Below are 20,347 nucleotides of genomic sequence, written 5' to 3'. Positions count from 1 at the left end.
TGTCTTCCGACGGATGAAGAACCCCCGGAAACGTGGCGACAGTCTCAAACTCGACACTGTCGCCATGTTGCCGGGTTTGTTGGAGGTCGCAACCCTTTACTCCGCTCGGTTTTGCGGGCGGCGTGAGGCCAGGTGCTCTTCCATCTTGTGGAACGCGACGACCCCCACTCCGGCCTGGACGGCCTGGACACCGAGGTATTTCAGGCCGCGTTCGGGGGGGATCCGGAGGAGGATTTCCTGGCCGTTCTTGAGGAGTCGCAAGGGGGCCCAGGTGCTGAGCCGGAACCCGGCCTTGGCGCAGAGGGGGCGGCCGAGGTCGGTGATTTCGGCGATGCTCAGACGGGGCAAGGCTTCGGGGAGGCGGCGGAGGACGCGGTAGGTGCCGCCGGCGAGGCGGACGGTCCACCAGCGCGAGAGGCGCTCGGTGCTGGACTCGACGCCTTGCTCGATGGCGCGGCGGGTCAGGGCGCGGCCCGCGGATTCGGTTCCTTCCTGGACGGCTTCGCGGCTGATTCCCTTGACCGCTTCACGCGTCATCGTTCGAAGCTCGGCGCGGGCCGCTTCGGCGACGACGACCCCTTCGGGCTGGAGGGCGACCAGGCTCAGGGCGTCGACCACAACGAAGCAGCCGTCGACCAGGGCCCAGGTCATCTCGCCGGACGTCGGCGCTTGCCCGTGGCCCATGACCCGCCCCAGGTGGAGCAAGTCGTACATCGGCAGGAACTGGTAGAACTTCAGCTCGGACGAGTTCAACTCGGCGACCCGCTCGAGGCCGTCTTTCTTGATCGTCTTGATCGTCGCCTGGCCATTGTCGCCCGAGAGGAAGAGGACCGATGCGGCCACCGACTCCGTGAACGATCGCTTGGACTTGGAGCGGAGGTAAGCGAGGGTTTCCGGCCCCGGGTCGGTCTGCGCGATCGGGGGGATGATCGCCGCGCCGTAGGTGCGGAGGATCTCGCGGAAGTCGGGGTCGGTGGCGTACTTGTCGAGCATCGCCAGGGCCATCGTGCCATGCTCGGCCAGGGCGTCGACCGCCTGGTTGCGGAGGGCTGGGTCCGAGTAGTCGTCGTAGACGACGTCGGCCGCGTCCGCCCCCGCCTGGGTCAGGGCCTGTTCGCCCCGTTCGCCGAACTCGACGACCAGCCGCAAGGCGTGCGGGCTGCCGCCGACCGCCTCGACCAGGCCGGCCGCGGCGACGTGCCGCAGGTGTCCCGCCACCGTCTCGGCCGGGTGCGTCTGCAACAGCTCATCGACGTATTCGCTGTTGACGCGCAGCAGAATCAGGGTCTGGTCCAGGGGCATCGCGTCGTTCAGGGCGTGGAGCACCGGGCCGTACAGGCTCGCCAGCGCGAACCCGCCGAGACCCTGCTGCCGGAACGCGTCGAGCGCCACGATGCCGTGGTCGTCGATCGTCCGCAAGGCCGCGCGAAGGTCGGCCGCGCCGCGGTCGAGGCTGACGAAGTCGAGGATCACCAAGGCGTCTTCGAGGTCCTTCGGGTCTCCCGACCAACGCTCGATCAGCTCGGTCACGGCCGACGGATCGGCCAGGAGGAGCGGCAGGGCGCTGGGGTATCGCGAGGCGAGCCGACGTTGCGAGGGGGTGAGCCGCCCGATCTCGGCGATCAGGATCCCGCGGTCGGTGTCATCGGCCCGCTTCAGGCCGAAATACTCGCGCCAGTGCAAGAGGAGGTCGGCCGCCGCGTCGTCGGTCAGACTCTCGCTTAAACGGCGGAAGTCATTCGGATGCTTTTCGTAGAGGAAGATGGCTTCCAGGTCGAGCCGGTCCAGCAGGGTGAGGCCGCGAAGGCCGTCGGTTCGCTCGATCGCCAGGGCCGTCTGGCGATACTTCCGCAAGACGCGGTCGGCCAGTTCACGATCACTGGGCCGAGGATAACGCGCCAGCAACTCCGCCTCCGGGTCGGCCGATGGGGAACTCACGAGTGCGCCGGCGGGGGCGGTGCCCGGTCGAGCGGTCGGGCGCTCGGGAAGCTCCTTCATGGAGAGCTTGAACAGGACCCCGAGTGCGGCCAGCAGGGCGACGACGGCAAAGGTTCGCTTCATCGGTGAGGAGTCCCCGGTCGAGCCGACGGCTGGAGCGCGACGATCCGTTCATTCGCGAGATCAGGAAGGACGATCGGTGGACCTTGGCCCGGCGGAGACCCCCACAATTTCCATCCCCTCATCATGTTGATTATCCGATCGGAGTGCCGGCCCGTCAATTCAGGTTGTAAGGCCATGGCCGGCTGGAGCTTTGGATGGTCGGTGGGGCGTGGCGCGGGGCGGCTGGAAATACCCTTTTCCTCGGTCCTCAAGATGATCATCGGATCTTCGAACAGAAAAACTGGGTCTTTTTGGAAAATTCGGGGAACTGGGCGAAATTTTCCAGCAGGCCATGCCGGTCGACACGATTCCCCCATGGGCCCTGGGAAGGGTAGACTACCGGGGCCTGCTTCGCCTCGCTCTCTAAGGTGATTAGGACTGTCGGACCGCGACGATCTCCCTGCCAACGGAAAAAAAGAACGAGGATCAACTCCATCATGGCGACTCCGTTTCTCGAACCGCTAGGCAAGGTGCGGACCAAGATCGTGGCGACGCTTGGTCCGGCGACGCGTGGCAAAGTCATGATCCGCCAGCTCGTCGAGGCGGGGGTGGACGTCTTCCGGCTCAATTTTTCGCACGGGACGCATGAGGAGCACTCCGGTGCGCTCGCGGACATCCGGGCGGTTGGCGACGAGACCGGGCGGCGGCTGGCGGTCTTGCAAGACCTGGGAGGGCCCAAGATTCGCCTTGGGCCGATTCCGGGCGACGCGGTTGACTGCCGGCTGGGCGACGCGTTCACCCTGGTCGTCGAACGGACCTCCGACGATCCTCACCAGCTTACCTGCACCTATCGCGACTTGCCCCGCGACCTGAAGCCCGAGGATCTGGTGCTGTTCGCCGACGGCACGGTGGCGATGGTCGTCACCGCCAGCGACGACCAGGGCGCCCGGCTTCAGGTGACGCTGCCGGGCCTGCTCCGATCGCACCAAGGAGTGAACCTGCCGGGGGCGGCGCTCAACCTCAACGCCTTGACCGAAAAGGACCTGCGCGATCTGGAATGGACGGCGCAGAATGAGGTTGAGTACGTCGGTCTCTCGTTCGTGCGGCGGGCGTCCGACGTCGTGAGGCTCCGTGAGGAACTCCAGCGGCGCGGGAGTCGGGCGAGAATCGTCGCCAAGATCGAGAAGCCGCAGGCGCTCGATGACCTCGACGCGATCATCGCCGAGACCGATGCGGTGATGGTCGCCCGCGGCGACCTTGGCGTCGAGATCGACGTGGCCCGGGTGCCGGCGATCCAGAAACAGGTGATCGCCGCCTGTAACCGGGCCCGGGTCCCTGTGATCACGGCGACTCAGATGCTCAACAGTATGGAACAGTCGAGCCGCCCCACCCGCGCGGAGGCGAGCGATGTCTTCAACGCCGTGCTCGACGGGACCGACGCCGTGATGCTCTCGGGTGAGTCGGCTGTCGGCAAATACCCGATCGAGGCGGTCTCGGCGATGAGTCGGATCGCGGCCGAGGCCGAGTCGCTTCTCTTCGGGAGCGCGACCGCGGGGGGACTGGCCGTTTCACTCCAGGCGCCGAGCCCGGCGCCTGGTCGAGGGGGCTGGGTTTCGCCGATCACCGAAGGGGTTGTCGAAGCGGCCAGCGTGCTCAGCCGGCGCGTCGGGGCCGCGCTTTTGGTGGTCGCGACCCATTCAGGCCGCACGGCCCTGGCCCTCTCCAAGCAGCGGCACTCGACCCGTACGCTCGCCCTGGCCGACGACCCCGAGACCGCCCGCGCCATGGCCCTCTACTGGGGGGTGACTCCGATCCACGACCCTGAGATCAGCAACGCCGAGCACGCCCTCGACCACGCCCTGGCCTGGGCCCGCGCCCGCGAACTCGTCGCCCACGGAGACCGCGTCGTCCTGGTCTCGGGAACCATGCCCGGCAATCCGACCCACAACGCCTTGCTCGTCCGCGAGGTGGAATAGCCCACGCATTGTGGACGCCTCGGCGGGAGGTTGATGCTCTCGCCGAGCCTTTGATGACGGTGCCCCATCATTTAACCACGGCATCAATCGATGCCGAAACCGATTGGCTGGCGATCCTGCAGCTCTACGACGCCCTCCGATTCCATTCCGACTCGAGCGGGTGGCCGGGCGCTGAACGAGGAATAAATCGGCCTTGCCAGAGTTGTCGAAAATGGACAAGATGCCCGGCCGGCCAAAATCCCGGGGCATTGACGCCCCCACACGTCGCAAGGTTTGGCTGGTCCGGCCTCTTGATCGATCCCGTCTTGGCCGTAGGATGCGTCCCAGGGGACGAAATGATGATCATGCGTCTCAGGATGTTCGCGGCCTGTCTCGTGGCGGCCGCCGCAATCGGCCAGGCCGGCTGTTCGATCGTTGCGCCTCGACCGGTCGCGGAGAACCCGCTGCTCGTGCCCTCGGCCGACTTCGAGACGGTCTGGAAAACGACCGTCGCGGTCCTCGACGAGTACTTCGACATCGCCACGGAAAACCGGCTCTCGCATACGATCGTGACTCAGCCCAAGCTCGGCGCGACCCTGCTAGAACCTTGGAACGGGGATTCGGTCGGGTTCGACGAGCGGTTGGAATCCACGATGCAGACGATCCGCCGGTTCGCTCGGGCGACCGTCACCCAGGCGCCTGGCGGTGGCTTTGTCGTCAAGATCGAGGTTCACAAGGAGCTGGAAGACCTGGCCAGGCCCGATCGCGCGGCCGCGGGTCGCTCCGTGTTCAATAACGACTTCCCGATTAACCGGAGCCGCGAGATCGTCGGCCCGGTGCCGGTTCCCAACGGTTGGATCCGCTTGAATCGGGACTCGAAGCTGGAGCAGGTGATTCTCCAGCGGATCCGCGACGCCCTGTTTTTGTAAGGCCCCGACTCGACGCGTCCCCGCCCGTTCGGATTTCATCCAGGCAAGCGGGGAGCTGATCGCTCCCTGGCTGCAATCGGCTTGGCCTGGCAGGGCAGGGCAGGGCAGGGGACTCAGCCGGTTCGCTCGCCTCGTAACCGAAAACGCGAAGTCACGAGTGGCCCACCCCCGTCAATCGCGATCGACGATCGGGCCGTGGTGCGGCGCGATCGTCGATCACGTGTTATCGGCCTGAAGCGGACGATCCCGCTCGGGTTGTCGAACCTCAAGGGTCTTCGACCGAGCCCGGCCACTCCGTTGGCCGGATCAAGGGCGTTGGTGCGCCTCGGTCCTCGCGAGGAACGCCTTCAGGATCCCCAACGAATTCAATAGGCGTTGAAGGTCCAGTAGGCACCGAGGCCGGCGATCCCGATCCAACGGATCGAGGGGTCGAGCAGGGCCGCGCGGTGCGCTGGGGAATTCATCCACATCGCGCCGATGCTGGCGTACTGACCCATGGCGGCGTTCTGCCGACGGGCGGGGCCCATGACGTGATGGCCCATCCCCCGCGACTGCTGCTGGCCGTTGTTCATCGACGCCCAGTTCGACAGGTTCGGGTCGTAGCCCACCGGGGCCAGTCCATAGCTCGCCCGAGTGGCGTTCAGCCAGGCGGTGAAGCCGTACGGATCACCGGTCGGTGCAACCGGCGCGGCCTGAACTTGCCGGGCGACCGGCGTGGCCTGGACGGCGCGAGCGACGGCGACGGTTGCGGGTTTTGGGGCGACTGCGGTTGCGGGAGGGGTGGAGGCTTGCTGGGCCCGGGCCGGCTGCGTCGCCGACAGTGCGAGGGTCAGGATTCCGAGCGAAAACACGGTGCTCGTCTTCAGGAGGGTGACAAACGGCAATGGACAAACTCCTTTGGAAACACACGGGTTGCGACTGCTCCAGCGCAGCCGCCTTTCCCCCGCCACGGGCTCTCGACAACGAGTGGCGTAACCACGCGTCCTCTCCCGTAGCTTTCCGTGGTGCATTGCCAGAATGGGATGGATCTTCTGGAAATGCAACCCTTTTCTTCGGCGACGGCAAATAAAGCGGCGGAACCGGGAGTGCAAAAGATGGCTTATATTTCGTTGAATTTTGCAATTGCTGATGGGTTTGAGGCCGGTGGAGAGGGTGGGTTTAGGTGATTGGAAATGAGTAAAATCGAAATACGAGTAAGTGCTGTCGATTGACTGGTTTTGTAGGAATGTGTGCGTTGATTGGTGCTTGGATTCAGGCGGTTCGGTGAACCAATTCGACCTGGCTTCGAGCGGAATCGGGATGGCGCTTCGCCGCCGTTCCGTCTTGGAGGGAAGGCGTCGAAATGACCGTTTTTTTCGCGTTGGTGGCAGGTGGAAGCCTTGGTTCCCAGTCAGGCCGAGAGGGGACGGGCCGCGACCAGCTTACGGGAGGATTGTGAGCGGGAAGACTTCAACGCGCACGCCCCGGGAGAAGTGGGCGAGGGGGGGGACGTCGGGACGCACGATCCCGGCCGCGGCGAGGAGCGACTCATCGAGTGCGGTGACGTCGGCCTGTTGAAGCGGATAGGGTGTGTGGTGGACCTGGCCGCGATGGAGCCGGCCCCGATGGGCGGCGTACAGCAGGTAACGCTCGACCAGGAAGTGCTCCAGAGTGCCGGACTCGGCGGGGGTGATCGGCCCTTTCGGCATGCACCGGATCGTGTGAGTGGCCGGCTTCGGGCCGGGCCAGAGCCGTTCCGAAGAATAGGAAATCGCGCCGGGCGTTGTCCCCGCGCCGGGAGATTCGTGGGTTAGACGCATCCGAGCGTGATGGTAGGGGAGGTGGAACCAGGCCCGCGCGGCGATGACGGCCAGCGGGTTGGCTGCGTCCAGACTGAAGAACCAGACGCCTGGGTCACGGCCGTCGACGTGGACGTACGTTCGAACGTTGGTCTCATGGTACCGCGACAACCACGGGAAGGGGGGAATGCCGACGGGGCGGACGCCGCTCATTGTGAAGGGCACGAGTCCAACGTACGCTCTGCCCTGGTAGAGGTCGAGTTCCAGGCCCGGGGGCAGGAGGGGGCGAAGCGATTCCGCCGGAACCTCCCAGTGGAGAAAAAGCAGAAAACTCCAGTCCTGTCTCATCACGGCGCGTCGAACCGGCCGTAGGGTTGGTGTGTCTCGATTGATGGGACCTGGGAATCCAGTGAATTTAGGAACCATTGGTCCCCCTTTCGGTCCGACGGCATGGTTGTTGCTTAGTTGTTGCTTGTTTGTTTCGATGGTGATGGAATCTCCGGTGAAGGACGATTCCAGAGAGTGGGGGAGGTTCTCATTCGAGCGCATTTCCCCCAGCATCAGCGCCGCTCGCCGCGGCGTCCAGGATACCCGGGAGGCAGTTCTTCATGATGACCTTGACGCGCCAGGAGATCGAGGTCCTGCTCGATTCCCCGAAGCAACGGCACTATGTCGTTAGCGCGTACGCTGATATGACCGTCCAGGACGGCTTCTCGCGACACGTCGAAACCCACCTCCGGAACCAGGCAAGGGCGGCCGAGGTCGCCCTTGGCAAGGCCGAGGCCCGCAAGAGCCTCGAGGCCAATATCGAGGTCATTCGCAAGGCCATCGCTGCCGCCGACCACTCGGCCAAGGGCCTGGCGGTCTTCTCCAGCATCGATCAGGGCCTTCGCCACGTGGTGCCGCTTGGCTTCCCGGTCGAGAACCACCTGATCATTGACGAGGAGCCCTTCGTCCTCCCGTTGCTCGAGTGCTGGTACGCCGAGCCCAACTATTTGATCGTGCTGGTCGACTCGGACCAGGCCCATCTCTTCGAGGCCCATCACGGCCTGCCCGAGCGGGTCCGCGACCTCCACCGTGAGGATGCGCATGAACAGATCCAGCGCGACAAGCCGCGCTTCACTTACAAGAAGCGGTTCACCAAGACCGACCATGAGCACTTGCACGGGACCGAACAGGACAAGTTCCTCCACGCCGTCGCCAACGCGGTCACCGAGCATGCGCGGGGCGGGCCGTTCACGGGCCTGATTCTGCTCGGGCATTCCTCGATCACGCAACCGTTGCGCCGGCTGCTCCCGCGTGAGTTGGAAGCGAGCGTGACGGGCGAGGCGGCCCATGCGATGACGACGCGTCCCGAGGACCTGGCCGACGACGTGAGCCGGCTCATCGAGGACGACCGGGGCGTGCGCGAGGCCCGGAACCTCGCCGAGCTCCGCGATCGCTGGAAGCAGAAGCATCTCGTGGCCAACGGCACGACCGACGTCCTCGATGCGCTCCAGCAAGGGCGCGCGACGCAGATCTTCCTGGGCCGCCGCCGTGACTTGTCCGGGGCGATCTGCCGCGATTGCCACTATCGGCTGGGCGCGGCGACCGGGGTCTGCCCGTATTGCCAGGGGATGTGCCGGCCGGTGAACGCCGCCCAGGAAATCCTCCGGATGGCGATGCGACACCGCGTGCCCGTCCGTCTCTTCAAGGGGAACGGCACCAAGGTCGATCCGTTTGCGGTCGTCGGCGGCGTGTCCGCCTTTTTGCGTGCCGAGGCGAACTGGACCCCAGCCTCCCACGGCTCGGCCAACGGAGCGGCCTGAGCCGGCGTAGGACCGGCCCTTCCTCAACACTCCGGCGGCGGGAAGCTTCGTCCCCGAGGCTTTCCGCCCCCCGGAGCGGGCTCACTCCCACTCCGGGCACTGGCCTCGAGGTCTTGATCCCCTGGTTCCGGGACCTTATCTTCGTCAGGCCGCCGCGCGGGTCGGTGACGACCTGGTTCGGATCGCCTGGCGGCTCCCGGGATGCTCGGAATTGTTGGGGATATGATTGATTATCATAAGCGAGAGTGGACTCACAGCCTATTCACTCTCCGGGGATCGATGGTCCGCGAGATCAGCGGCCGGGTCTCCGCGTGTGCGACCTGGGCCGTGGCGGTAGTTGCGGTCCATCACCTGATCCGGTCGATGGCGATCCAGCCCACAATCCATATGCTGGTGGGCGTGGCGCTTGGGCTTCTGCTCGTCTTTCGCACCAACGCCTCCTACGACCGCTACTGGGAGGGGAGGCGGCAGTGGGGAAGCATCATCAACGAGACGCGGAACCTGGGCCGCGCCGCTCGCACGTTTCTGAGCCGCGATCGTGCGCTCCTTGAGGAAATGATGCTCTGGACGATCGCGTTTTCCCAGGCCGCGATGAACTCGCTCCGGGGTTCCTCAGGGCTGGGCGCCATCGCCCAGCGACTCCCCGCCGCCGAGGTCGAGGCCGTGCTTCGGTCCGGCAATCTCCCGTTGGCGATCGCCGTGCAGATCAGCGAGCGCCTGGTGCGGGCCCGCGATCGGGGGATCATCTCCGACTACGTCACCATCAGCCTCGATCAGAACGTCCAACTCCTCATCGACTACTTCGGCGCCTGCGAGCGAATCCACAAGACACCGCTCCCGTTCGTCTACGTCGTCCACCTGAGGCGGTCCCTGGTCCTCTACTGCTTCACCTTGCCGTTTGCCCTCGTCGATCCCTACGGCTGGTGGGCGATCCCCGCGTCTTTGCTGGTCGCCTACACCTACTTCGGGATCGAGGAGATCGGCGTCGAGATCGAGAACCCGTTCGGGCTCGATGACAACGACCTCCCACTCGAGCGTTTCTGCGAGACGATCGAACGCGACCTGCTCGAACTCTGCGACGGTTTAGGCCCGCGCGAAGCCGCGTCGGCGAATTCCCCTCGACCCATCCCGGGAGCGGCGTCACAATGATCTCAAGTCCCCCCCACACTCCGGTCCAGAACATCCTGCTTTTAAGCTGCATGGATCTTCGGCTTCTCGACGAAACCGTGGCATTCATGGACCGCATCGGGATGACCAACCGCTACGATCACGTCATCCTCGCGGGCGCATCCCTGGGCGCGAGCTATGACGGCTTGCCCCACTGGGGCCAGACCTTCTGGGATCACGTCGACATCGCCAGGGAACTTCACGACATCAGAGAAATTTATATTCTTGAGCATAGCCAGTGCGGAGCCTACCGCAAATTGCTCGGCTTGGTGTTCGGTGAGCACGATGAAACCGAGGCCCTGGCGCACGCCGAGGTCGCCTCTCGGCTCAAGTCGCAGATCCGGGACCGCCATCCCGACCTCGGGGTCCGGGCGTTCCTGATGGACCTTTCCGGGGGAGTGACCGAACTGGCGATTTAGCCGCTCCGCGCGAGTCAAGCCGCGGCGAAACCGTTTTGTATGAAGTTGTGATTGATTCACGGAGAACGTCGAACCCCTCCGGTAGAGCCCGCTCTTGCGGACCATCTTCGTTTGCAGTTTCGTTGAAGGTGGGGTCCGCGATGATGACCCATGACGGATGGTCCGCAAGGATGGTCGAGGTGATCAGCGCCGATCGCTCTTGAGGTACGATGACCCGGGCGTGAGCCGCTCCGGAGACGAGTCAACCGATGAATATCGCGCACCACGCCCCGCCTCGTGATTCCCAGCCCTGGTGGCTCCGGCTGGCCCTCTTTGCCTCGGTACTCCTGGCCGGGTCGCCGGCCGTGGCCGCCGACCGGCCGAACATCATCGTGATCCTCGCCGACGACCTGGGCTATTCGGATCTAGGCTGCTTCGGCGGCGAGATCCGCACGCCCAACATCGACGCCCTGGCCGCCGACGGCCTGCGGTTCACCCAGTTCTACAACGCCACGCGCTGCTGTCCGTCGAGGGCGTCGCTGCTCACGGGCCTTTATCCCCACCAGGCGGGGGTCGGCAGCATGACGCACGACGAAGGCCCGCAGCGGCCGGGCTACCGCGGCCACCTGACCGAGCGCTGCGTGACCATCCCCGAGGTCCTCCGGTCGGCCGGATATCGCACGTCCATGGTGGGCAAGTGGCACCTTGGCGCCAACCCCGGGCCGATCCGCCGCGGCTTCGACGACTTCTACGGGATGATCGGCGGTTTCAATAGCTTCTGGCAGGAAGACCCGTTCTACACCCGGCTCCCGGCGGGCCGGCCCAAGCGCACCTATCCGCCGGGCCAGTTCTATTCGACCGACGCCTTCGCCGACTACGCCCTCGACTTCCTCGCCGAATCCCGACGCGACTCGTCCCGCCCTTGGTTCCTCTACCTCGCCTTCAACGCCCCTCACTTCCCGCTCCACGCCCCCAAGGCGGAGGTCGACCGCTACGCTTCGATCTACGAGAAAGGCTGGGACGCGATCCGAGAGGAGCGGCTCGCCCGGATGAAACGGCTCGGGATCGTGGCCGCCGACGTGCCGCTCACGCCCCGCTCCGACTGGGACCACCCGTTCCACCACAAGGAGGGGGTCAATCCCGCCTGGGAAACGCTGCCGGCCGACCGCCGCGTCGACCTCGCCCGGCGGATGGCGATCTACGCGGCCATGGTCGAGCACATGGACAGCGCAATCGGCCGGGTGGTCGCCTCGCTGAAGGAGCACGGCCAGCTCGACAACACCCTGATCCTGTTCCTGTCCGACAACGGCGGCTGCGCGGAGTGGGACCCGCTCGGGTTCGACGTCAACACCGGCCCGAAGACCACGAACATTCTCCATAAAGGGGCGGAGGACCTCGCGACGATGGGAGGCCCCGACACCTACATCAGCTACGGCTCCGGCTGGGCGAACGCGAGCAACACCCCCTGGCGGCTCTACAAACACTATGCCCACGAGGGGGGCATCAGCACCCCGCTCGTCGTCCACTGGCCGGCCGGCCTGAAGCGGAAGGGCGAGATGGATGGTCGGGTGGGGCACATCGTGGACGTCATGGCCACATGTGTGGACGTCTCGGGCGCCCGCCACCCGGCCGGGGCCGAACGTCGTGATGTCCTGCCGCTGGAAGGTCGGAGCCTCGTGCCGGCCCTCCGCGGTGAGCCCGAGCCAGCGCCTCGCACCCTGTTCTGGGAGCACGAGGGCCATCGAGCCGTTCGGGACGGCCGCTGGAAGCTGGTCGCCCGCAAGGGGCAAGCCTGGGAGTTGTACGACATCGAGGTCGACCGCTCGGAGCTGCACGACCTCGCGGCCCGTGAACCCAGGCGCGTCGCCCGCCTGGCCACCGCCTGGGACGAATGGGCCGCCCGCTGCTTCGTCTTCCGGGAAACCGCCCCGTCCGGGGCTGCAAAGGCCTCCCCGAAGCCGGAGGGAGCCGGCGGAACCCGGCCATGACGTCCCGGCGGTGTGGGGGTGCAAGAGCGACGACCGAACGTCCCTCTTCACGGAATCTCCCCGGTGCTCCCACTGAAGTGTCTGGCTACCATTTTGCTCGCACCCGTCGGCTGAGCCGCTGGGCTTTCCGGGATTGACCATGAATCATAACCGCAAGCGTCGAGAGGCGGAGAATCGAGAAAGGCGACGCAGGGAGGATGCGTTGAAAACCGCCGTCCTCGTCGATCCCACGGCGCTCGTCTCGACCGACAGCTATGGGTCGCCCGACTTCATCGAGCGCGGCTATTACCTCGACTTCCCCTTCACCTGCGTCTCTTGCGGGTCGGAGGAGGTCTGGACAGCCACCCAGCAGAAGTGGTGGTACGAGGTGGCGAAGGGCGCGCTCGATTCGGGCGCCAAGCACTGCCGGACGTGCCGGCGTGATGCCCGGCAGCAGAAGGGGATAGCCCACCCGTTGCAAAACATCCAGAACTGGTTCAGCCTGGTCCGCGACGACCTCGGGCCCGCCCTGCTCACTGCCGGTTGGCACCCCGTGGTCGGCGATGGTGAGTCGCGTCCGACCCTCTTGAGCTACAATCGTGGCGATGTTCTTGTGAGATTCCGTTGGGACTTCAGCTCCCTTCACTCCTCTCGCCCTGCCGTCATCCTCGAATACCGCGCCGCCATTGACGCCGCGTTCCAGACGCTCGTCCAGATTCAATGCGATCTATCCAACATGACGCACGGCGAACTGCAACGGCGTTTCGACAGCCTCCTGGCGGACGCCCGGTACGAGCTGGGGCTGGGAGCGAAGTCATGAAAGCATGAAAAAAACAGTAAATCTATGCGTTATGTTAGTGCTTAGGTTAATTTGTTGGTGGATTTTTCTTGATGTCGTTGTGTGCATTGTCGCCGATGCATTCGCCTCTGGTTGGTCAGGGTGGTGGCGGAAATTGGAGTGTGAGGTGCGGAAGGGAGAGGATGAAGATGTTCATTATCGCTTGCTCATCGACAAATTCTGAGAAGGATCCTCGAGCCAAATGAAGCCGGGCCTGGCGCGGACGTCGCTTTTTCGATGATGGCGGATCGAAGGACTTCCAACGACAGAGACGTTAGTCCCACCAGCATTCCTACGAAGGCAGCCATGAAGAGCCAGGCACAATAGAGGTCCCATCCGGGGCTGAGGCCATTTGACTTGAGATGTTCATCAGATTCCAGGAGAACCCCGAAGAAGACGACTTCGCATACGCCTCCCACCACTCCGCCACAGAGGGAGCCGACGACAAGGTCGCGAACACAAAGCCTCATCAAAAACGAGCCGATCAGGGGGCCGAGGATGAAGGCCCCCATCGCTGGGAAGTTGACGAGCGTCCAACACTCGAATCCCGCGATGACGACGACGATCATGAGCGTCCGGATTTGAAAGCGTGGAATTCCCATCGGTCACTCCGATCGGGCCAACACTTTCAGCACGCGAAGCGATGGAACCGAATCTACCGCACGTGTTAGCCGCATACAAGACGACCCAAGGCGCAGCAAGGGCGAAATCCAGCAAGAGTCGCCAGTGATTCCAGTTGTGAGATCTGGGTAATTTGGTGGAAATGACGATTGGTTTTCGGGCTCGATCAATTCTCCAGATCTCCCACTTTGCCCTCTTTAGGTGCATGGCTACCGATACTGAACTGTGCGATTCCGCGTGCATGACTTTCCTGACTCTTAGTGGTCAAGATAGCGATCGATCCTTGGGCTTGATGAATGCTCCGGATTTCTCATTTTGTTCTCTTTGGGTGCATGAACATCGACCATGGCTTGTTCCTAATTTAGGATTTGTGCGATAGATTTGTGTTGTTTGTAAATGTGTCATTTGTGGTCGAATTGACTTACTTGACCACCGCCCAACCCGCCTAACGAGTTACTCCTTCTCGGGAATCGGGCGGAGATGGTCCTCGCGGTTCAGGTCCCACCATTTGGCAATGGTCTCTGTTGGCTCATGTGCGAATGAGATTCCGATGACGTCACGCAGAGCTTGTCGCGCCTTGGGGCCGACGAGGTCGTTGCGTGTGTTGAGGATGACCTTCACAATCGCCGCGACAGCATCGGGGTGGTGAATCTGGGCGAGTGCGTTGACCGCCTCTCGGAAGCCGTCGGGGCGCATCTCGTCGTTCAGAAGATAATCCGTCAGCGGTTTGATAGCGTGCGGGTCGCGCAGGCGGCCCAGAGCGCGGGCCACTGACGAATGATCGCGACCGGTGCGGAGGAGCGACCTGCACAGTGGTTCGACGGCACGCGGGTCGCCGATCTGTCCTAACGCCTCGGCGGCGGCGAACCGAACCATCTCTTCGGGGTCCTCCAGAAGCGGGAGCAAGCGAGGTACAGCCCGCAGGTCACCAATCTTGCCAAGTGCGATGGCGGCATCGCGGCGGAGGAAGGATTCATTGCCAGACAAGAGCTTGACGAGAGCGGGCGTCGTTCGAAGGTCGCCAATCTCGCCCAAAGAGTTGGCGGCATACATGCGTACGTACCGATCACTATCGCGCAATGCGTCTGTCAGTTGCATCGCGACCTGGTTGTCCTTCAGTTGGCCGAGGGCTCTCGCCACGGCGGAACGGACACTCTTGTCTTCACTCTTGAGTCGTTTGACCAAGGGGAGAGCGGCGATGTTCATCCCGAGTTTCCCCAGCACATCGACGGCGGCGTACTGGGTGGTCGCGTCGTCCAGCAGCGGAATCAGCACGCTGGCAGTGGCGAATCGGATCTGATTGTCCGGTTTCTCCTCGCGCGGCTGTAACGCCATGATAGCGGCATTGCGGACTGCGGGGGCGGGATCTTTGAGCGTCCTGAGCACGGCCTGGCGCGCCTCATCGCTCTTGTAAGTGGGCAGGCCCGCGACCGCCAGCGCGCGGATCTCAGGGTCGGAGTCGGAGACGCTCTTGATCAGCAGGCGAAGTGCCGCTGGCGTGCCGATTTGGCTCAGAACGAACACCGTATTGAGGCGGATGGTGCGATCCTCCGACTCCAACCCTTTGGCGAGGGCGGGGACCGCGTCATCCTTCAGGCTCACGAGCACCTTGGCCGCGTGCCAGCCGGGGGTCTTGGAAATCACTCGCATCTTCGCCGCGGACGGGAGGTGTTCGCCGGCCATGCTAGCGACGAGCTTGTCGGGATTGTTTGGCAACGCCTCGGGGTCAGGCGCCTGTTGCCCAAACCCAGGACTTGTGCTGAGGACGAAGAGGCAGACCGCGAATCGAAGGGAAATGTGATAGGACATGATACCTCAGGATTGACCGCTTCTATCCGATCACAAATCCAAGTTCCGGCCTTCTCGTGGGGAACAGCTCAATGGCCAGAGACTTCAGTGAGGACGGCTTTTCCCGCGGAATGCCCCAGAGCAGTTCAAGGCGAATCTCCGGGGCCGGTCTCCATCCCACCCCCAGATTGTGGAGGATCAAGAGCAGATTATCCAAACGATTTTTCAGGTCCTTCGTCTTCCACGCGTGAGGTGCCTGGCCATCGCCCCGACGCTACAGCCTGTTTGATATGCGCTGTCCCTGCCGTTAGAATCCACCGCAAGACACCGGAGCACGGTCTTCGAGTCCGTCCAATTGCCATGCCAAACCGCACGATCGCTATTGGTGACATCCACGGCTGTTCAATAGCCCTGGGCACCCTGCTCAACGCCATCGCACCCAGGCCCGACGACGTGATCGTCACTCTGGGCGACTACATCAATCGTGGGCCGGACAGTCGGGGCGTACTCGACAAACTGATCGACCTGGGCCGCCGCTGCCGCCTGATCCCGCTTCTGGGCAACCACGACCAGATGCTCCTCGACGTTCGTACGGGGAAATACCCGATCTATTGGCTGTTCGACATCGGGGGCACGGCAACTCTGGACTCCTACGGCCCCGGCCGCGACCTGGGCCTCATCCCCGACGAGCACTTCGAGTTCCTGGAAGGCTGTCTGGACTACCACGAGACCACTCTCCACATCTTCGCCCACGCCAACTATTTTCCAGACATCCCGATGGCCGAGCAGCCGGTTAGTATGCTGCGTTGGGAGTCGCTCCGGGACATGACCCCAGGCCCGCACGACTCAGGCAGGACCGTCATCGTCGGCCACACGTCGCAAAAGGGCGGCGAGATCCTTGACCTGGGCCACCTGAAGTGCATCGACACCTACTGCTATGGGGGTGGCTGGCTGACGGCCCTCGACGTGAACACCGGCCAGGTCTGGCAGGCGAACAGGGAGGGCGAATTACGCGGTCGCCATGATTAGAAGGAAACGGGCGTGGCGGTCGGAATACAAGGTCGGTTAACTTGGCCCAAGGTATGCGAAACGGGGAGGCCAAGCGGCTAGGCATCTCCGTTGGAAAGCGAGGGGAAATTCGCGCCGCAGAGCAGAGAGGGTGCTCATTCGATGTCTTGAGGGGGTGGACCTGATGGGATTCTCACCCAAGGTCGGTATGCCGCATGCAGGTAGTCCTCCCTGAGACGCGAGTGATTGGCGAGGCTGTGGCTGAGGGACTCGGCGGTTTTACGCCAGCCGCGTCCCCAGTATTCCTCGATGTGAGCGGTGAACTCCGCCGGTGAGCAAGACCGTTCCTCGCCCCCCGTGAGCAGTCCCCTCCTGGAGCCCTTTACGAACCAGGCGGTGAGGCCGGGGTCGTGGGAGTCGACGACCATGTCGTCGATGGGGCGGGCTTCCGGCCCCATCCTGGCGAAGCGACGGAGGACTGCATCCAATCGTTCGAGTCGATGAGATGTGTCAGACGTATGCTTCTGTATGTATTTGGCCAAAGCGGCATGCCGTCGGGCCATCTCGTGGCAGTGCCGATACCGCCGAGCGATGCGAGAGACCTCAAGACCAAGCCCCAGCATCACGGCAAATGTCGCAACCGCAACCATCAGACGCCGCACTGTGAATCGCACGTTGGGGAGCTTCATGGCAATGGGTTCTGAACCACGACGATCGAGAAGTCAATCGGGAGTATCGGGGAGATAGCATATCTCCGAGTCGCAAGACTCGCGAAGTTCTTGATGGTGAGCATGGGAGCCCCCATGAGTTCGGTCAGGTGCGGGCGAGTGGAGGGGCCGCGCACGGTCGTAGTGACGGACTCATCCCCCAGGGGCGCCGCCTTGCCCCAGTCAAGGCAGTCATGGCCAGGCATTTCAAAGGGAAGACCTGGGAGATTTAGGGGAAACAGCTGCCGCGCTGCCACCCCCAGTGAACTACCAAGAAACCCGGCTATACCCAGTCGAGGTGCCTGGCCGCCGATCGCTCCCCCGGTTGCTCGATGGACATTAAGGCGAGTTGGACGGACTCGGCGTGTCCATTTTACCCGCCGAAATGGGGGGCGAGGGCGGGTAAGTGGCGGGTGGCTCTGCCCGGCCGGCTCGGTTCCGGCGGGTCGGGCTCGACGCGGAGCCAGGGATAACGGGCGGCATACTGATATTTCTTGGCCATCTCCGAATGCCAGACGCCGACTCTCTTGCCCCAGAGCATGAGACGTTCGCGATCGGGCTCCGATGCCACAATCAGGTCGACAAAGGAAAGCGGCGGGAAAACCCCGGAATGCTGCCGCGCAATCCGAGCGAATCGCTCCTTCCTCTCCATGACGACAACTGTTGCTGCGCAGGCCAGTCCCACGGCCGCCACGACGACCATCCCTCTCCGCGTTGACATCCTGAGCAATCGCATGGCGTGGCCTCCGTGATGATGAAGCCCCTCCAGGTGAAGCCAGTAAAAGGCTCCGGTCTAAAGTGGCGGATGCATGCATTCAGGGAAGAACCTGGGATCGCGCCCAAGGCCGCCGAGCCTTCGGCGACCGCGAAGGATTCCCTCGCCGAGGACTCCCCGAGCTGACGACTCAACGGGAGTTCTCGCGGTACCTCCGCTCAGCGTCCTCAAGGTCCAGCCGCTTCTCCGCCAACAACGCGAACCGGCGGGTGAGATCCTTCTTTTGTTCGGCAATGAACGCCGCTTCCTCCTTCGCCATCTCTTCCACTGCTTTGCGGTTCTCCAGTGCCGCAGCCTGGGCAGCCTTCCTTTTCTCTTGCTTCGCAGCTTTCGCTGCTTCGGTCGCTTTTTTTCGGTCCTGCTCAGATCCTTGCCCTGGAGCTAAGCCGGACGGCTCCACTTGCGATTCGTTGATCGTGACCTGGAGGTCGCCCACAGCTCCCATGACCTGTCCGGCCATCTTCATCGATCTGCTTATCTTCAGCTCCTCCAGCACGCCGTCGCGCGCGAGCTCGTAATCGAACCGGAGCATCTCGGATTCGGTTCGGAGCTCGACGATCTCGGCGCGGAGCTTATCCCGTTCTGTCCGCGCTGGGGCTACGCGCTGGGACTGAGGCGGCTGAGCCCACAGGAACGTTGCCCCTGTCCCGAGGAGGGCCACTCCAGAAAACCACACCGCGAGGTGTCGGAACTTCATCTGAGACTCCTTCCGAGGTTCAGGGTCACCGGCAACGTCCGGTTCGGCCGGACAAGAGTCGTGGCGGCCGGGGTGAGGTTTGAGGCTACAGCAGGACGAGGAGTCTAGACCGACTTTTCGTTTTTGAAGGCTAATGAAGAGGCCAACATCCCGGGGCCTCCCATCTTCTCTGTTTTTACGCCGCTGACTTCATCAGCGGACGACCCGTGTAGGTCCAGCGAAACGGCTTCGCGAATACCTTGTTGAAATAGGTAAGGAAGTTCAACAGCTTTGATTGCAGATCATTCACCGACGTGAACGAACCGCGACGAATCACCTTTCGCATGATCACTCCGAAGATCACCTCGATCTGGTTCAGCCACGAGCTGTGCTTCGGAAGATATACAAATCGAATCCGATGACTTGTGTCCGACAAGAACGCTTGCCGGCTCGCCACCGACTTCAGCACCCCACGTTTACCTTTTTTGCCCAATTCCAGGGGGATTTCACACGCCACGGCAATCTGATTCACCAGGCTTTCCGTGCAATGAATGTTCAAGTTGTCCGCTATAAATACCCACGATCCCTCCGGGTCCAGAGTCAACGTCTGCTCGATGTGACGGACGAAGTCCGCCTCGGTTCGCGTCGGGCCAATCGTTTGAGTGAGCATCTTTCCGGTCGTTACTTCGAAGTTGCCGATCAGGCATAACGTCCCGTGTCGGATATACTCAAACTCGATCCGTTCGCACTTCTCTGCGATCATCCCCTTGGTGGGAGCGATCCGCTCCAGCGCCTGGAGACCGGTCATCTCATCAATGCAAACGGTGTGGGTCGCATCGTTCCGCTCCCGCTCCGACGCCATGAGGTACGTGTCACAGACCGTCTTGACTTGCTCCTCAAAACGTTGAGGATCCTTCTCCGTGGTGTTGAGCCAATACCGGCTCTTGTGGGGCTGCAAGGCGGCCTCATCCAGGTAACGGCTCACCTGGGACGATGAGATCGATACCACAATGCCGCGTTTGACGACCTCATCGGCCAGTTCCCGAGCGGTCCAGTGGGTGATCGGTCGGCCCGACTTCTCAGGCGGCTCACAAGCGATCGCCAAGATCTGGGTGACCTGCTCTGGGGTGAACTTGCTGGGGGCGCCGGGGCGTGGTTCGTCGGTGAGGACGGCTTCAATCGCATGGCGCAGTTTGGCGCGAGTCTCGCAGCATTCGATGTTGATCAGTTTCTCCCAAGCGTTGGCCCAGCGTCGTCGCCAGCGTCCGACCTGGCGGTGGACCAGACCGACCGCCTCGGCGATCTCTTGATTGCGAAGGCCGTCGAAGCCCATCAGGATGATCGAGGCGCGTTGCCGGAGTCGCGAGGGTGCCGTGGTGGCACGGGACAAAGTCCGAAGGATTTCCTGCTGGCACTCGGTAATGGTGATCTTGGCCGCCTGGCCCGGCATGACGTGTGAACTCCTGGTGGCTGGTAAGTTAGTCCATCCAGGTAATTTTGGGGTGTTCGTCAACCCCTTGGGCTATCGAATACGAAAAGTCGGTCTAGCAATGATCCTGGATGCGAGGTGTATTATGACGGCCTTGATTCGTCCGTCTTTTGCCGGCATCCTCAGGCGTTCTCAGCCCATGGCCCTTATCCAGGCTCGTTCGATGCCCTCCATGGATTCCTGGTTGGCGGCCTCCAAGTCCAATCCGTTGTTGGCCAGAATGAACTGTGCTGCCGAGAGAATCACGTCAACTTGCTCTTCTGTGAATCCGTGGTTCTCAGGGGCGGATTCCAGGTCCACCAGGACAAAGGCCGTCGTCTCACTCTGCCGATACTATGTTGGGGAGACGCCATTCCCCGCCGAGCAACCGGCGGATCGAGTCGCGCGATTCGGTCACATCGAC

Annotated in this window: 15 protein-coding genes; 8 read left to right on the top strand and 7 right to left on the bottom strand. The window is 63.2% G+C overall.

Annotation, left to right across the window (positions count from 1 at the left end; genetic code table 11):
• Positions 1-96: 96 nt before the first annotated feature.
• Positions 97-2,061 (bottom strand): hypothetical protein, encoded by a 1,965-nt coding sequence (locus BUS42_RS17500; RefSeq protein ID WP_074308323.1) that lies wholly within the window; start codon positions 2,059-2,061, stop codon positions 97-99.
• 476 nt (positions 2,062-2,537) lie between these two features.
• Here BUS42_RS17500 and pyk point away from each other — a divergent pair, with 476 nt between their 5' ends.
• Both pyk and BUS42_RS17485 read left to right on the top strand, forming a co-directional pair.
• Positions 2,538-4,016, top strand: a complete 1,479-nt coding sequence (gene pyk / locus BUS42_RS17490; RefSeq protein WP_074308319.1) for a pyruvate kinase — start codon at positions 2,538-2,540, stop codon at positions 4,014-4,016.
• Positions 4,017-4,360: 344 nt separating this feature from the next.
• Positions 4,361-4,924 carry a hypothetical protein gene (locus tag BUS42_RS17485; protein WP_254053576.1) on the top strand — a complete coding sequence of 188 codons (564 nt, stop codon included), beginning with the start codon at positions 4,361-4,363 and terminating at the stop codon, positions 4,922-4,924.
• 365 nt (positions 4,925-5,289) lie between these two features.
• Here BUS42_RS17485 and BUS42_RS17475 read toward each other — a convergent pair whose 3' ends face one another.
• The gene (locus tag BUS42_RS17475; protein ID WP_074308314.1) at positions 5,290-5,808 is read right to left on the bottom strand and encodes a CAP domain-containing protein; all 519 of its coding nucleotides are present in this window, start codon (positions 5,806-5,808) and stop codon (positions 5,290-5,292) included.
• 537 nt (positions 5,809-6,345) lie between these two features.
• Positions 6,346-7,050 carry a YqjF family protein gene (locus BUS42_RS17470; RefSeq protein ID WP_254053575.1) on the bottom strand — a complete coding sequence of 235 codons (705 nt, stop codon included), beginning with the start codon at positions 7,048-7,050 and terminating at the stop codon, positions 6,346-6,348.
• 260 nt (positions 7,051-7,310) lie between these two features.
• Here BUS42_RS17470 and BUS42_RS17465 point away from each other — a divergent pair, with 260 nt between their 5' ends.
• The 5 genes from BUS42_RS17465 to BUS42_RS17445 all read left to right on the top strand — a co-directional run bounded on the left by BUS42_RS17465 (position 7,311) and on the right by BUS42_RS17445 (position 12,862).
• A complete protein-coding gene (locus BUS42_RS17465; protein WP_074308312.1) occupies positions 7,311-8,510 on the top strand; it encodes a baeRF10 domain-containing protein in 1,200 nt (399 codons plus the stop codon).
• Positions 8,511-8,732: 222 nt separating this feature from the next.
• On the top strand, positions 8,733-9,659 hold the full coding sequence (locus BUS42_RS17460) for a bestrophin family protein (protein WP_074308310.1): 927 nt from the start codon (positions 8,733-8,735) through the stop codon (positions 9,657-9,659).
• Positions 9,656-10,096, top strand: a complete 441-nt coding sequence (locus BUS42_RS17455) for a hypothetical protein (protein ID WP_074308309.1) — start codon at positions 9,656-9,658, stop codon at positions 10,094-10,096. The genes BUS42_RS17460 and BUS42_RS17455 overlap by 4 nt, the downstream gene beginning before the upstream one ends.
• 248 nt (positions 10,097-10,344) lie before the next feature.
• Positions 10,345-12,063 carry an arylsulfatase gene (locus BUS42_RS17450; RefSeq protein WP_074308307.1) on the top strand — a complete coding sequence of 573 codons (1,719 nt, stop codon included), beginning with the start codon at positions 10,345-10,347 and terminating at the stop codon, positions 12,061-12,063.
• Positions 12,064-12,265: 202 nt separating this feature from the next.
• On the top strand, positions 12,266-12,862 hold the full coding sequence (locus BUS42_RS17445) for a zinc-ribbon domain-containing protein (RefSeq protein ID WP_254053574.1): 597 nt from the start codon (positions 12,266-12,268) through the stop codon (positions 12,860-12,862).
• A gap of 1,092 nt (positions 12,863-13,954) precedes the next feature.
• Here BUS42_RS17445 and BUS42_RS17435 read toward each other — a convergent pair.
• Positions 13,955-15,310: a HEAT repeat domain-containing protein gene (locus tag BUS42_RS17435; protein ID WP_074308301.1), complete on the bottom strand. Its 1,356-nt coding sequence runs from the start codon at positions 15,308-15,310 to the stop codon at positions 13,955-13,957.
• Positions 15,311-15,649: 339 nt separating this feature from the next.
• Here BUS42_RS17435 and BUS42_RS17430 point away from each other — a divergent pair, with 339 nt between their 5' ends.
• A complete protein-coding gene (locus BUS42_RS17430) occupies positions 15,650-16,318 on the top strand; it encodes a metallophosphoesterase family protein (RefSeq protein ID WP_074308299.1) in 669 nt (222 codons plus the stop codon).
• Between the two features lie 1,059 nt (positions 16,319-17,377).
• Here the strand turns inward: BUS42_RS17430 and BUS42_RS17415 are convergent.
• From BUS42_RS17415 to BUS42_RS17405, 3 genes are all read right to left on the bottom strand, one after another.
• On the bottom strand, positions 17,378-17,725 hold the full coding sequence (locus tag BUS42_RS17415) for a hypothetical protein (protein ID WP_143206359.1): 348 nt from the start codon (positions 17,723-17,725) through the stop codon (positions 17,378-17,380).
• A 184-nt stretch (positions 17,726-17,909) separates the two neighbouring features.
• On the bottom strand, positions 17,910-18,476 hold the full coding sequence (locus BUS42_RS17410) for a hypothetical protein (RefSeq protein ID WP_254053573.1): 567 nt from the start codon (positions 18,474-18,476) through the stop codon (positions 17,910-17,912).
• 175 nt (positions 18,477-18,651) lie between these two features.
• The gene (locus BUS42_RS17405; RefSeq protein WP_074306086.1) at positions 18,652-19,905 is read right to left on the bottom strand and encodes an IS630 family transposase; all 1,254 of its coding nucleotides are present in this window, start codon (positions 19,903-19,905) and stop codon (positions 18,652-18,654) included.
• Positions 19,906-20,347: the final 442 nt, after the last annotated feature.

The sequence above is a fragment of the Singulisphaera sp. GP187 genome, from assembly GCF_900129635.1.
GTDB lineage: Bacteria > Planctomycetota > Planctomycetia > Isosphaerales > Isosphaeraceae > Singulisphaera.
The sequence above is the reverse complement of the archived record's forward strand: the minus strand, read 5'-3'. Positions and strand labels throughout refer to the sequence as shown.